Genomic DNA, 12,387 nt, shown 5'->3' on the forward strand with positions numbered 1-12,387 from the left:
CCTCCGGCTTGTCAGGCATTGATCGACGTGTCGACACGCCCCAACAGCCGCATCTGGCCGCACATCATAGCGACAAAATCGTCCATGACATCGCCGGACTCCTCCGGCGGAACGACCAGGGCCAGACGGATGGCATTGTTGACAAGCTGAAACATCAAAAAGACCGTCCGCCGAAATTCGTCGCGATTGACCTCGGGAATGAACCGCGCCGTGGCCTGCAAGAAAAAGTCGGCCTCGATCCGACGCTCGTTGATGTCGAGATTGGTCAACGACTTATCGGCCTGGATGGCGACCTGCAATTGCCGCAAGGCGGGGTTGGCATAAAACAAGCCATAATAGGCCCTGATCGTCTGCTCGATCGCAACGATCGCCTCGTCCAGAGTTTCAAGGCTGCTGAACCGCTGTGCCAACAAGGATCGAACCGACTGCGCATGATGCTCGAAAAGCGTGGCGATGATGGCCGACTTGTTGGGAAAATACTGGTAGACGGAAGAAAGGGGACCACCGGAGCCAGCCGCGATTTCCTTCATGGTCACGGCATCCACGCCTTTTTCCCCTAACAGGCGCATGGCGGTCTTCAGGATAGCTTCGATCCGTTCCTTCGCTCTTTCCTGCTTCGGCTTGCGCCGTAGAACCGGGCTGATTGGTGCCCGCTCACCCCTTGCCATCAGTCAGCTTTCCTTCGCCTGCCATTTCATTGTCGTCCAAGCAAAAAGTAGGTAGGGCCAGTGACGGTTAGGGCAAGGGCATCATGACAGACGGAGTGTCCTTTTTGAGCGATTTCTAATTGCATGAAGGACCTTTTCCGGCCGCGCCGACGAGGTGAACAATCATCACAATCGTTTGAAAGCCAGTCGTCCAATCTGAGACTTTTGCAGACCTGTCGCACGGATGCGACACAAACAGGAGACAACTGGCGGACAGAAGGACTGCTGCTCAGCGGATTTTGCTCAAGCCGGACAGGGCATCATCGACGATCGCTTCCAGATCCTGGTCTATGCTGACCGTCACCACTCCTGCCTCACCGCTCGGACTTTCCAGTGTCTGCAACTGGCTGGTCAACAGCGATGTCGGCATGAAGTGGCCTTCCCTGGCGCCCATTCGCTGGGCCAGAAGCTCCGGCGTGCCCTCCAGGAACACGAAGGCCGTCTGGCCGTTGCCGGCACGCCGCAGGATGTCGCGATAGGATTTTCGCAGTGCCGAGCAGGACACGACGATGGACTGACCACGCGCCAGCGCCTCGGCGAGCCGCGCACCGATCAGTTCCAGCCAAGGAAACCTGTCGTCATCGGTCAGCGGAATGCCCTTGGCCATCTTCTCGACATTGGCCGGCGGGTGAAGGCTGTCGCCTTCCAGGAACGGCGTGCCGAGGCGAAGAGCCAAGCTCGCGCCGACCGACGACTTGCCACAGCCGCTGACCCCCATCACGACAATGGCCCGGCCGGGGCCGACGTTGCGCTGTTCGTTCATGGTCATTCTCCCTTTGTCGTCCCCGCAGTGCTCATTCTTTGACCTCGCCTTTGCCACGCCGCAGCACAAAAGGCATGAAGACGGTCAGGAACAGGATACGCAGGACGTGATGGGCGCCGACATAGGTGGCATCAGCATGCATCATCACCGCCATGGCCGCCATGGTCTCCAGTCCGCCGGGCGCAAAGGCGATCACCGTGGCATTGAGCGGCAGGCCGGTCATCGAGGTCACAAAGATGGCGATGACCGCGGCGATGGCCACGACCACGACGGTAACCACGGCACCGGCGACAAAGGCCTTCTTCATCCGGCCGATCGGCACGCCGGAAAAGCGCGAACCGATCAGGCAGCCGAGCGTTACGTAGGCCGGGATCAGAAGCCATTGCGGCACGGAGCCCGACACCACGCCGCTCAGATGGGTTGCGACCGAAACGGCGACGCCGCCGAGCAGGAACGCTGCCGGCATGTTGATCCGCAGGAAGAGAAAGCCGACGCCGGCCGAGGCGGCAATCACAAGGGCAATCACCGGCGCGCTCATCGCGACGGCCGGGGCGCCAGGCGTCACGGCGACCAGATCCAGGAACTCGACGATCAGCGGCACGGTCAGCGTCAGGGCGAGAACGCGAACACTCTGGATGATGCTGATGCTGGCGATATCGCCGCCGATATCGGCGCCAAGGCTGACGATATAGCTCAGATGGCCAGGCGAAGAGGCGAGCATGGCGGTCTTGTGATCGTAGCCGAAGCCGATCTTCAGCACGAAATAGGCGGCATAGAGCAGGATGACGACCGCGACAAAAACCATGGCGAAGCTGAGCGGCCAGCTCTTGGCCGCCTCGATCACCTGCAGGGTCACCGCGGTGCCCATGGAAATGCCGACCAGCACGAAGCAGACCGTGCGCAGCCAAAGCGGGATGATGAGCTTCAGACCGGCAAGGCCGGCCAGCGTCACCACCAGTGCCGGGCCAATCAGAAAAGGTGCGGGAAACGCCAGGTAAAATGCTACCGCGGCGCCTAAGCCACCCAGCAGAACGGTCAAAATCAGGGAGCGGATTTCCGGCAGGGACATGGAGGGCTGGATCGTCTTGATGGACAGGAAACGCTGCGGGCGAAGCGGTGCCCGCACTGCCGGTTCCTTTTAGAGCAACATCCCGTCAGGTCAACATGGGCCTTCAGGCTTCAAGGATTTCCCTGTCCAAGGATTTCCGCCGCCAGCTTTTCGGCCATCATGATGACGGGAGCATTGGTATTGCCGCCGATCAGCGTCGGCATGACGGAGGCATCGATGACACGCAAGCCCTCGACGCCGTGCACCCGCAGATGCGGATCGACGACGGCCGAACTGTCGGTTCCCATCCGGCAGGTTCCGGCCGGATGATAGATCGTATCGGCGCGCTTGCGAAGCTGATCGGTCAGCGCGGCGTCGTCCAGGCCGGCGATCGGATAGAGTTCGGACTTACGGTAGGCATCGAACGCTGGCGCCTCCATGATCGAACGCATCAGCTTAACGCCGGCGAGCAGGTCCTGCATGTCGCGCGGGTCGGACAGATAGGCCGGATCGATCAACGGCGGCATCATCGGATCGGCGCTACGCAAGGTGACACGGCCGCGCGAATGGGGCCTGAGCACGCAGACATGGCAGGAATAGCCATAGCCCAGATGCAGTTTGCGGGCGTGATCATCGACCATGGCGACGACGAAATGCAGCTGGATATCCGGCCGGTCGAGTGCCGGGTCGGTTTTCAGGAATCCGCCCGATTCGGCAAAGGTCGAGCGCAGGTGGCCAGCGCCTCCGTTTCGCCACTGGCGGGCCGAGCGGGCGATATCCATGGCACCGGATGGGCCGATGCCGATCATGTCGCGGTCGGACGAGCGATAGATTGCCGTGAAATCCAGGTGATCCTGAAGGTTGGCGCCGACATCAGGCAGATCGGCTGCAACCTTGATACCATGCCGCCCCAGCTCTTCTGCCGGGCCGATGCCGGACAGCATCAGCAGCTGCGGCGACTGGAACGCGCCGGCACAGCACAGCACTTCGCGCGCCGCGAGGGCCCGGCCTTCGCTGCGGCCCTGGCGATAGGCAATGCCGGTGGCCCGTTCATTTTCCAGAAGGATCCGGGTTGCATGGGCGCCGGTCAGGATCGTCAGGTTCGGCCGGTCGACATGGTCGTGAAGATAGGCGGCCGCGGCCGAGCAGCGCTCACCTTTGCGCGGTCCCTTCCAGAACTGCGTGGTCTGGTAGAGGCCGACGCCCTCCTGGGTCTCGCCGTTGAAATCGGCGTTGTGGGCAAAGCCCCGTTGTTCGGCAGCCTGCAGGAAGGCCTGGTTGACCGGCCGAGCCCAGTCGGCATCGCAGACCTGCAAGGGGCCGTCCGCGCCGTGCTGCGGCCCGGCGCCGCGGGCATTGCCCTCCGCCTTGCGAAACCAGGGGAGCACATCGGCAAAGCTCCAGCCCGCGCAACCGGCCGCCGCCCAATCGTCATAATCGCCGGGATGGCCGCGCACATAGAGCATGGCATTGATGGCGCTGGACCCGCCCAGGCCGCGGCCGCGCGGTTGAAAACCGCGTCGCCCATGAAGGCCGGCTTGCGGCTCGGTCTCGAAGGCCCAGTTGGCGGACCGCAGATGGCCGGGCACGATGGCGGCAGCCCCTGATGGTACCCGCATCAAGAGATCTCGGCCATTGCCACCAGCCTCGAGCAGGCAGACCCGGACATCGGCATTTTCGCTCAGCCGACCGGCCAGAACGGCGCCTGCCGATCCGCCCCCGACCACCACATAATCGAACATCCCTTCCCCCCGCCCCGATATATCTGCGGCGATAGGCTGCCCGTCATTCCTCCCAGGGCATTTCCTATTCCGTTTACGTAAACGTAGCTCGATGGAGCGACAATCTCAAGAGCCAAGAAATTCAGCATCAGGGGCTGATCAGGGTTGGCGAGGTGACGGGACAAATCGACGCGACACGACACCAAAAAGCCCGCGGACAGGGTCCACGGGCTCTGAAAAAAGCGGTCTAGCTGTGACGCGTCAGGCAGCCGGCGCTGTAACCGCCGAGCCGCGTGGAACGGCGAATTCGTTGATGCCAAGCAGGAAGTTGATCTGCGGGCGGGCCTTGACCAGATCGTCGATGGAATATTCCATCAGCACGCCGAAGAAGGCGTTGAGTGCCTTGCGCAGGGCCGAGTTCAAGCCGCAGCTGTCGACCAGCGGACAATCCACCTCGCCATCGTCCTCGAAGCATTCGGCCATCGCGAAACTGTCTTCGGTGACGCGCACGACATCGAACAGGCTGATGTCGGTCGCCGGGCGACCGAGGCGCACGCCGCCATTGCGGCCCCGTACGGTTTCGACCAGTCCGGCCTTGTTCAGGGGCTGCAGAATCTTGAAAAGGAAGAGTTCCGAAACGCCATAAGCCTTTGCAATTTCAGGGATCCGGCTCAGGCCTTCATTGTTGGCCGCGCAATACATCAGCATGCGAACCGCGTAATTTGTCTGCTTCGTCAAACGCATGCTTAACTCCCTGAATCAAGTTTTATCCGTATATAATGCCTTTTGCAGTTTTGAACAATTCCAAAATAGCAAAAATACACAAGGTCGTGATAACAGCCATAGCACGCCTGCGTTGACATGCCGAACAAATATCATGATATCCTTACTCAAGTAAAAGTCACCTATTGGAATGAAGGGGGGAAGTCCCATGTCACGCATCAGGACAACGGTCGTCGGATTGGCCGCAACGACCGCATTTTTCGCAATCGGCAGCCAGGCATTTGCCGATGGCGAGGTCAATATCTACTCCTACCGCCAGCCGGAACTGATCCAGCCCGTTCTTGATGCCTTCACCAAGGAAACCGGCATTGCGACCAATGTTCTCTTCCTCGACAAGGGACTTGTGGAGCGCATCAGCGCCGAGGGCGTCAATTCGCCGGCCGACGTCATCCTGACCGTGGATATCGGACGGCTGGTCGAGGCGCGGGACGGCGGCGTCACGCAGCCGGTCAGCAACGAGATCATCAACAAGGACATCCCGGCTCATTACCGCGATCCGGCCGGCGAATGGTTCGGCCTGACGACGCGCGGCCGCGTGGTCTATGCCTCCAAGGAGCGCGTATCGGACACGGCGATCACCTATGAGGAGCTGGCCGACCCGAAATGGAAGGGCCGGATCTGCATTCGCGACGGCCAGCATTCCTACAATATCGGCCTGTTCGCCTCGATGATCGCCCATCACGGCGTCGACTACACCGAGACATGGCTGCGTGGCTTCAAGGACAATCTGGCCCGCAAGCCGGACGGCAACGACCGCAGCCAGGCCAAGGCGATCATGGCCGGCGAATGCGATATCGCGCTCGGCAATACCTATTATGTCGGTCTGATGATGACCAATGAAAAGGACCCGGAAGAAAAGGAATGGGCGGCTGCCATCAAGGTGCTGTTTCCCAATAGCGCGGACCGCGGCACCCATGTGAACATCTCCGGCATGGCGCTCGCCAAGAATGCGCCGAACAAGGACAATGCGGTGAAGTTCATGGAATTCCTGGCCTCCGGCGAGGCTCAGGAAATCTATGCGGAACAGGTCTTCGAATATCCCGTGATGCCAGGCGCCAAGACCTCCGACATCGTCACCTCGTTCGGCACCATCAAGCCCGACACCCTGTCGCTCGCCGACATCGCCGCCAACCGCAAGGCGGCCTCCGAACTAGTCGACAAGGTCGGCTTCAACGACGGCCCGACGCAGTAAGGCTTGTTCGCTTGATCCACACAACAGAATGGCGGCCGGTGGCCGCCATTGCTGTTTTCAAACCCGTGCCACGCCTGCAACGCTATTCGCCAGCCCTGCTTTTACCTATCTCCGTGGCATAATCGTCGATCGCCTTGCGGCGCTCCGGGGTGCCGGGATGGGTCGAGAGCATCGATGTGTCGCCACTGCTGCCGAGTTTCTTTTCCAGCACCGCGAAGAACCGGCCAATGGCGGCGGGATCGTGGCCAGCCTTGCTCATCAGTTCGACGGAGATGCGGTCCGCCTCGCTTTCGGCGGCGCGCGAATAGGAGAGCGACAGCAGCGCCGCGCCATTGGTCAGGATATCCTCGCCCGCCGTGCCGATATCGCCGGCAATCAGCATGATGAGGGCAGCTGTGCCGGCGGCGCGATAGATCTGGCGCAGGGAGTGATTGCGCTCGACATGGCCGATTTCATGGGCAAGCACACCGAGCACCATCTCGGTATCGCCATCGGCCAGCTCGATCAGTTCGTCGGTGATGACCAGCGTGCCGTCCGGCAGCGCGAAGGCATTGGGGCCGATGAAACCGCCGCTGCGGAAATTCAAGGTATAGCCGTCCACGCCGCGCACCGAATGTGCCGTAATCGCCTCGAAGCGCGTCCGGATATCGGCCTGCTCGTTCTCCGGCAGGCTGCTCGGCGAGAACACCGCCTTGTCGAGCGACGACAGGGTGCCGGAGGACATCATTTCGGTGGCAACCGGCGGCGTCAGGACGATCGCCACCTCGACCAGTGCCGGCACGGCATAACGATAGATCAGGCCGGCCAGCACAATGACCGCCAGGACAAAGCCGATCAGTCGCGGATGGAACTTTTCCAGCCCGTGGATCCAACCGCTGCGGTTGGCGCGATGGGTGGCGAGCCAGGCATCGACCGCGTCATTGTCGGGCGTTTCGAACAGCGAGCCATCGGCAAATCCGATGCGCCGCGGAATGCGGCCGACGCGGTCGGATATGGCAAGGTCTGCCAGATTGCCCGATGCCGCCAGTTCGCCGCCATCGTCCGTCAGCAAGACGGCCAGTTGCCGGCCCTCCCCCTCCAGCCTTGCCGCAAGGGCGCGGCTGGAGCCGGGGGGATGCCAATGGCCCGTCGCGATCACGCTGCCGTCAGAAGCCAAAGTCAAAACCCTCCATGTCGAGATATTCGGCGGTAGCCGCCGTGCCGGTCGCCTGGATCGAGGCCATGATGTCATCCAGATCGCCCATGAAGACGATGCCGGTATGTTCGACGACATAACGCTGTTCGCGCACCGCTGCCCAGGGCCGCATCAGGCCGAGCGTCAGGACCATGACGATCAGGTTCGACAGGACGATCCAGAAATAGCGGCCGCGGGAAAGATCGCTGAAAAGCGTGTGCTTGCCGTCGAGCAGCGTGGCGTTCATCACCACGTTGCGCACGCCGACACGGTAGAAGATCCCTGCCACGGCATACATGATGAAAAGGGCGATCATCGCCGCGTAGATGGTGCCGATGATGCGAAGCTGCAGCTGGGTTTCGTCCAGCATGACGTCGGGGTCGGACGCCTGATCGAAACTGTAGACCATCCAGCCGGCAAGAGCAGCAAGGACGAGGCCGACCAGTACCATCAGCGCCGGCAGGACCCAGACCCGGTAGAGCGGGCCTAGCTTCGGATCGGTCGAGAAGGCGCGATCGCCGTAGCGCAGGTTGTTCAGCATGTAGCGATAGAGCCAGCGGCTGGCGAGCGGCGCCAGGATGCCGAAGCTCAGGAAAGCCAGGATGCCGCCCAGCAGGATAGAGAGGAAGGCGCGCCAGCCAGTGCCGACGAAATCGAAACGGATATTGCGATAGCTGGTGACGCGGGCGCTGAAGCGCAGGCCGCGGGAAATGAGCCAGGGCAGCACCGCCAGCAGGATGAACGGCACGACGATGCCAAACAGCGGATAGAATGCCGCGACGATCTGGATGGTGATGAAGATGGCAAAGACGATGGCCCGGCCTATGAAGATCTGCTTACCGCGGGCGTGATAGTCGAAGGAATGGCCCGCCACGACGCTGTTACCGTAGAAATAGCGATTGCGCCGCACTTTGGCCCAAGCGGAATAAATGCCGAGCGTGACGATGGTCAGCAGGACATTGACGATCCAGATACCGAAATATTCTCGTGCATTGCCGCGGAATTCGCCGCGCTCCAGCGGATTGGCCGCTTCCATAGATGCAATCGTCATCCTTAACCCTCTCGACTCGATCTCACACCTCTCGGCCGACGGCGGGCTTTGGTCCCCACTCCAGCGCGTCGCACCGACCGGTCTTTCAACCATGGCGATGGCGCAAGCTCAAGGGCCTGCAACGCAAAACGGGCCTCTTTCGAGGCCCGCCCTGCATCGTCAGGAGGAGACGAAGATCACTTCATCGTCGGGATCGAGAATTCGGCACCATCCTTGATGCCAGAGGGCCAGCGGCTGGTGACGGTCTTGGTACGGGTCCAGAACTTGATCGAATCCGTGCCGTGCTGATTCAAATCGCCGAAGGACGAGGACTTCCAGCCGCCGAAGGAATGGTAGGCCAGCGGAACCGGGATCGGCACGTTGACGCCGACCATGCCGATATTGATGCGGCTGGTGAAGTCGCGGGCCGCATCGCCGTCGCGGGTGTAGATGGCAACGCCATTGCCGTATTCATGCTTCATCGGCAGATCAAGGGCTTCCTCGTAGTTCTTGGCGCGAACGACCGAGAGAACCGGTCCGAAGATCTCGGTCTTGTAGATGTCCATATCCGGCGTGACATTGTCGAACAGGCAGCCGCCGACGAAATAGCCGTCTTCGTAACCCTGCAGCTTGAAATCGCGGCCGTCGACCACGAGCTTGGCGCCCTCTTCGACACCTTTGTTGATCAGGCCGAGGATGCGGGCCTTGGCTTCCTTGGTGACAACAGGACCGAGATCGGCCTTGTCGTCATTATAGGGGCCGATGCGCAGGGATTCGACCATGGGCGTCAACTTTTCGATTAGGCGGTTGGCGGTCTCCTCGCCAACCGGAACGGCGACCGAAATCGCCATGCAGCGCTCGCCGGCCGAGCCGTAGCCGGCGCCAATCAGCGCTTGCGCCGCCTGGTCGAGATCGGCATCGGGCATGATAATCATGTGGTTCTTGGCGCCGCCGAAGCATTGGGCGCGCTTGCCGTTCATCGCCGCCGTGCCATAGACGTAGCGGGCGATCGGCGTGGAGCCGACGAAGGAGACGGCCGAGATATCGGGATGGCTGAGGATCGCGTCGACGGCCGACTTGTCGCCGTTGACGACGTTGAGCACGCCGGCCGGCAGACCGGCCTCGATCATCAGTTCGGCAAGCCGGATCGGCAGGGACGGATCACGCTCGGAAGGCTTCAGGATGAAGGCGTTGCCGCAGGCGATCGCCGGGGCAAACATCCACATCGGGATCATGCCGGGGAAGTTGAACGGGGTGATGCCGGCACCGATGCCGACCGGCTGGCGGATCGAATACATGTCGATGTTGGGGCCGGCGCCTTCGGTGAACTCGCTCTTGGAGAGATGCGGGATGCCGATGACGAATTCGCAGACTTCCAGACCGCGGATGACGTCGCCCTTCGAATCCTCGATGGTCTTGCCATGCTCGCGCGACAGCATTTCGGCGAGTTCATTCATGTTCTCGTTGAGCAGGGCGACGAATTTCATGAAGACGCGGGCGCGGCGCTGCGGATTGGTGGCGGCCCACTTGCCCTGGGCGGCCTTGGCATTCTGCACGGCGGCGTCGAGCTCGGCGTCGCTGGCCAGCGCCACTTCGCCCTGGATCTCGCCGGTGGCCGGGTTGAAAATCGGCTGCTTGCGGCCGGATGTGCCGGCGACCTTCTGGCCGCCGATGAAATGACCGATCTGATACATGGGGTTCCTCCTAGGTTTTTATGATCGCAGCTTTGCACTTCAATTTGCACAAATCAATCGCCTGAATTACACATCCGTTGTGCGGAAATAGAAGTCACTTCCAACACGACAGGGATCGCGATGAACTGGGACGACGTGCGGATGTTTCTGGCGGTGGCGCGCACCGGGCAGATCCTGGCGGCCTCGAAGCGGCTGGGGGTCAACCATGCGACCCTGTCGCGCCGGGTGTCCGCTCTTGAAGAATCGCTGCAGACGCGACTTCTGATCCGCCGCACCAATGGCTGCGAGCTTTCGCCGGAGGGCGAGATTTTCCTGCATGCCGCCGAGCGCATGGAAACGGAAATGCTGGCCGCCCAGTCGAGCATCGGCCGGATCGACAGCGCTGTGGCCGGCACGGTGCGGATCGGCGCGCCGGACGGATTCGGCGTCGCCTTTCTGGCCTCGAGGCTTGGCCGGCTGACGCAGCGCCATCCGGACTTGAAGATCCAGCTGGTGCCGGTGCCGCGCACCTTCTCGCTGTCGCAGCGCGAGGCCGATATCGCCATTACCATCGAGCGGCCGGAACAGGGCCGGCTGATTTCCTCCAAGCTCACCGACTACACGCTGGGGCTTTATGCGGCGCAGGCCTATCTCGACGCCGCCGGTGTGCCTGAGCGGGTCGAGGCGCTGAAGGACCACCGGCGGGTCGGTTATGTCGAGGACCTGCTCTATTCCGCCTCGCTGAATTTCACCGCCGAGGTGATGCGCAACTGGAATGCCACATTCGAGATTTCCTCGGCCACCGGCCAGACCGAGGCGGTGCGCTCGGGCGCCGGCATCGGCATCCTGCACAGCTATATCGCCCGGCAATATCCCGAACTGGTGCGGGTTTTGCCGGAGATCGCCATCCGCCGAGCCTATTGGACGACCTATCACGAAAGCGCGCGTGAACTGGTGCGGGTGCGCACCGTGGTCGACTATCTGCAGGAACGAGTGAGCGAGGAGCGGCCGATCTTTCTCTAAAAAAGCGGCGGCAGCCTCGCTCGGGGATACCGGATTCAGTTGACAAAATCGCCCTGAACCGCGCAAACCAAAGCCTTCGGCGATGCGCGCTCCAGCCCCAGCATCGCCAGCACCACCGTTGGATTTTTTGAGCAACAGGCACCCGATGACCACAGAGACCGCACTGCCCGACTTCACGATCGCGCCGAACCTTCAGCCGATGGCCGAGGACGCCCGCCTCAAGGCCTTTGAAAACCTCGGCTTCGGCACGCTGTTCACCGACCATATGGCGGTCATCCTGTGGGATGCCGACAAGGGCTGGCACTCCGCCGAAATCAAGGCGCGTGGGCCGTTTTCGATCGACCCGGCGGCGAGCGTGCTGCATTATGCCCAGGAAATCTTCGAGGGCATGAAGGCCTATCGCGCCCCGGACGACCGCATCCTGCTGTTCCGGCCGGAGGAAAACGCCCGTCGTTTTGCCAGATCCGCCGAGCGCATGGCGATGCCCGAAATTCCCGAGGCGCTGTTCTTGAAGGCTGTCGAGGAACTGGTGAAGATCGACGCGAAATGGGTGCCGGAGGGTGAGGGCAGCCTCTATCTGCGGCCGTTCATGTTCGCCAGCGAGACCTTTCTCGGCGTGCGGCCATCGCGGCAATATATCTTCTGCGTCATCGCCTCGCCGGTCGGCCCCTATTTCAAGGGCGGCGGCAAGCCGGTGACCCTGTGGGTGTCCGAGGATTTCACCCGCGCCGGCCCCGGCGGCACCGGGGCTGCCAAATGCGGCGGCAACTATGCCGGCAGCCTGCTGGCCCAGGCGGAAGCCACCAGGCGCGGTTGCGACCAGGTGGTGTTTCTCGATGCGGCCGAACACCGCTGGGTGGAGGAACTCGGCGGCATGAACGTGTTCTTCGTGATGGATGACGGCACGGTGGTGACGCCGCCGCTGTCGGGCACCATCCTGCCCGGCATCACCCGCGCCTCGATCATCAAGCTTTGCGGCGAAAACGGCCTCAACGTCGTCGAACGGCCCTATTCCTTCGACGAGTGGAAGGCGGACGCGCAAAGCGGAAAACTGCGCGAGGCCTTTGCCTGCGGCACCGCCGCCGTGATTGCCGCCATCGGCACGGTCCGCCACGCCGGCGGCGAATTCGTCATCGGCAATGCCGGCACCGGCCTGCAGACCGAAACCCTGCGCACCCAGCTGACCAGCATCCAGCGCGGCCAGGCGCCGGATGCGCATGGCTGGGTGAAGACGGTGGATCTGGGGTAAGGGGCTGGCGGGAATGGGATAAGG

General features: G+C 62.1%; 11 protein-coding genes. 3 read left to right on the forward strand and 8 right to left on the reverse strand.

The window, feature by feature from the left end; all coding sequences use genetic code 11:
* Window positions 1–11 precede the first annotated feature (11 nt).
* The 5 genes from HFC70_RS20140 to rirA all read right to left on the reverse strand — a co-directional run bounded on the left by HFC70_RS20140 (window position 12) and on the right by rirA (window position 4,983).
* The gene (locus HFC70_RS20140) at window positions 12–668 is read right to left on the reverse strand and encodes a TetR/AcrR family transcriptional regulator (RefSeq protein ID WP_168475076.1); all 657 of its coding nucleotides are present in this window, start codon (window positions 666–668) and stop codon (window positions 12–14) included.
* Window positions 669–936: 268 nt separating this feature from the next.
* Entirely contained in the window at window positions 937–1,470 is a 534-nt protein-coding gene (locus HFC70_RS20145; RefSeq protein WP_168475077.1) for a gluconokinase, read from the reverse strand.
* A 31-nt stretch (window positions 1,471–1,501) separates the two neighbouring features.
* Window positions 1,502–2,539, reverse strand: a complete 1,038-nt coding sequence (locus HFC70_RS20150) for an AbrB family transcriptional regulator (protein ID WP_168475095.1) — start codon at window positions 2,537–2,539, stop codon at window positions 1,502–1,504.
* 110 nt (window positions 2,540–2,649) lie between these two features.
* Window positions 2,650–4,260, reverse strand: a complete 1,611-nt coding sequence (locus HFC70_RS20155; RefSeq protein WP_168475078.1) for a GMC family oxidoreductase — start codon at window positions 4,258–4,260, stop codon at window positions 2,650–2,652.
* Window positions 4,261–4,500: 240 nt separating this feature from the next.
* Window positions 4,501–4,983, reverse strand: coding sequence for an iron-responsive transcriptional regulator RirA (gene rirA / locus HFC70_RS20160; protein WP_168475079.1), 483 nt, complete (start codon window positions 4,981–4,983; stop codon window positions 4,501–4,503).
* A gap of 187 nt (window positions 4,984–5,170) precedes the next feature.
* Here rirA and HFC70_RS20165 point away from each other — a divergent pair, with 187 nt between their 5' ends.
* A complete protein-coding gene (locus tag HFC70_RS20165) occupies window positions 5,171–6,214 on the forward strand; it encodes a Fe(3+) ABC transporter substrate-binding protein (protein ID WP_168475080.1) in 1,044 nt (347 codons plus the stop codon).
* A gap of 82 nt (window positions 6,215–6,296) precedes the next feature.
* Here HFC70_RS20165 and HFC70_RS20170 read toward each other — a convergent pair whose 3' ends face one another.
* The 3 genes from HFC70_RS20170 to HFC70_RS20180 all read right to left on the reverse strand — a co-directional run bounded on the left by HFC70_RS20170 (window position 6,297) and on the right by HFC70_RS20180 (window position 10,112).
* On the reverse strand, window positions 6,297–7,370 hold the full coding sequence (locus tag HFC70_RS20170; RefSeq protein WP_168475081.1) for a M48 family metallopeptidase: 1,074 nt from the start codon (window positions 7,368–7,370) through the stop codon (window positions 6,297–6,299).
* Window positions 7,360–8,439 (reverse strand): YjgN family protein, encoded by a 1,080-nt coding sequence (locus HFC70_RS20175; RefSeq protein ID WP_168475082.1) that lies wholly within the window; start codon window positions 8,437–8,439, stop codon window positions 7,360–7,362. Before HFC70_RS20175 ends, HFC70_RS20170 begins: the two co-directional genes overlap by 11 nt.
* 176 nt (window positions 8,440–8,615) lie before the next feature.
* Entirely contained in the window at window positions 8,616–10,112 is a 1,497-nt protein-coding gene (locus HFC70_RS20180; RefSeq protein WP_168475083.1) for a CoA-acylating methylmalonate-semialdehyde dehydrogenase, read from the reverse strand.
* A 120-nt stretch (window positions 10,113–10,232) separates the two neighbouring features.
* Here HFC70_RS20180 and HFC70_RS20185 point away from each other — a divergent pair, with 120 nt between their 5' ends.
* Both HFC70_RS20185 and HFC70_RS20190 read left to right on the forward strand, forming a co-directional pair.
* Window positions 10,233–11,114: a LysR family transcriptional regulator gene (locus HFC70_RS20185; protein WP_168475084.1), complete on the forward strand. Its 882-nt coding sequence runs from the start codon at window positions 10,233–10,235 to the stop codon at window positions 11,112–11,114.
* Between the two features lie 145 nt (window positions 11,115–11,259).
* Window positions 11,260–12,363, forward strand: coding sequence for a branched-chain amino acid aminotransferase (locus HFC70_RS20190; RefSeq protein ID WP_168475085.1), 1,104 nt, complete (start codon window positions 11,260–11,262; stop codon window positions 12,361–12,363).
* Window positions 12,364–12,387 lie beyond the last annotated feature (24 nt).

It is taken from the genome of Agrobacterium sp. a22-2 (assembly GCF_012276985.1).
GTDB lineage: Bacteria > Pseudomonadota > Alphaproteobacteria > Rhizobiales > Rhizobiaceae > Allorhizobium.

Excerpts from the sequence above, each read along its gene's own strand:
- HFC70_RS20140 (WP_168475076.1), bottom strand. The coding sequence starts at position 668 with ATGGCAAGGGGTGAGCGGGCACCAATCAGCCCGGTTCTACGGCGCAAG.
- HFC70_RS20145 (WP_168475077.1), bottom strand. The coding sequence starts at position 1,470 with ATGAACGAACAGCGCAACGTCGGCCCCGGCCGGGCCATTGTCGTGATG.
- HFC70_RS20150 (WP_168475095.1), bottom strand. The coding sequence starts at position 2,539 with ATGTCCCTGCCGGAAATCCGCTCCCTGATTTTGACCGTTCTGCTGGGT.
- HFC70_RS20155 (WP_168475078.1), bottom strand. The coding sequence starts at position 4,260 with ATGTTCGATTATGTGGTGGTCGGGGGCGGATCGGCAGGCGCCGTTCTG.
- rirA (WP_168475079.1), bottom strand. The coding sequence starts at position 4,983 with ATGCGTTTGACGAAGCAGACAAATTACGCGGTTCGCATGCTGATGTAT.
- HFC70_RS20165 (WP_168475080.1), top strand. The coding sequence starts at position 5,171 with ATGTCACGCATCAGGACAACGGTCGTCGGATTGGCCGCAACGACCGCA.
- HFC70_RS20175 (WP_168475082.1), bottom strand. The coding sequence starts at position 8,439 with ATGACGATTGCATCTATGGAAGCGGCCAATCCGCTGGAGCGCGGCGAA.
- HFC70_RS20180 (WP_168475083.1), bottom strand. The coding sequence starts at position 10,112 with ATGTATCAGATCGGTCATTTCATCGGCGGCCAGAAGGTCGCCGGCACA.
- HFC70_RS20185 (WP_168475084.1), top strand. The coding sequence starts at position 10,233 with ATGAACTGGGACGACGTGCGGATGTTTCTGGCGGTGGCGCGCACCGGG.
- HFC70_RS20190 (WP_168475085.1), top strand. The coding sequence starts at position 11,260 with ATGACCACAGAGACCGCACTGCCCGACTTCACGATCGCGCCGAACCTT.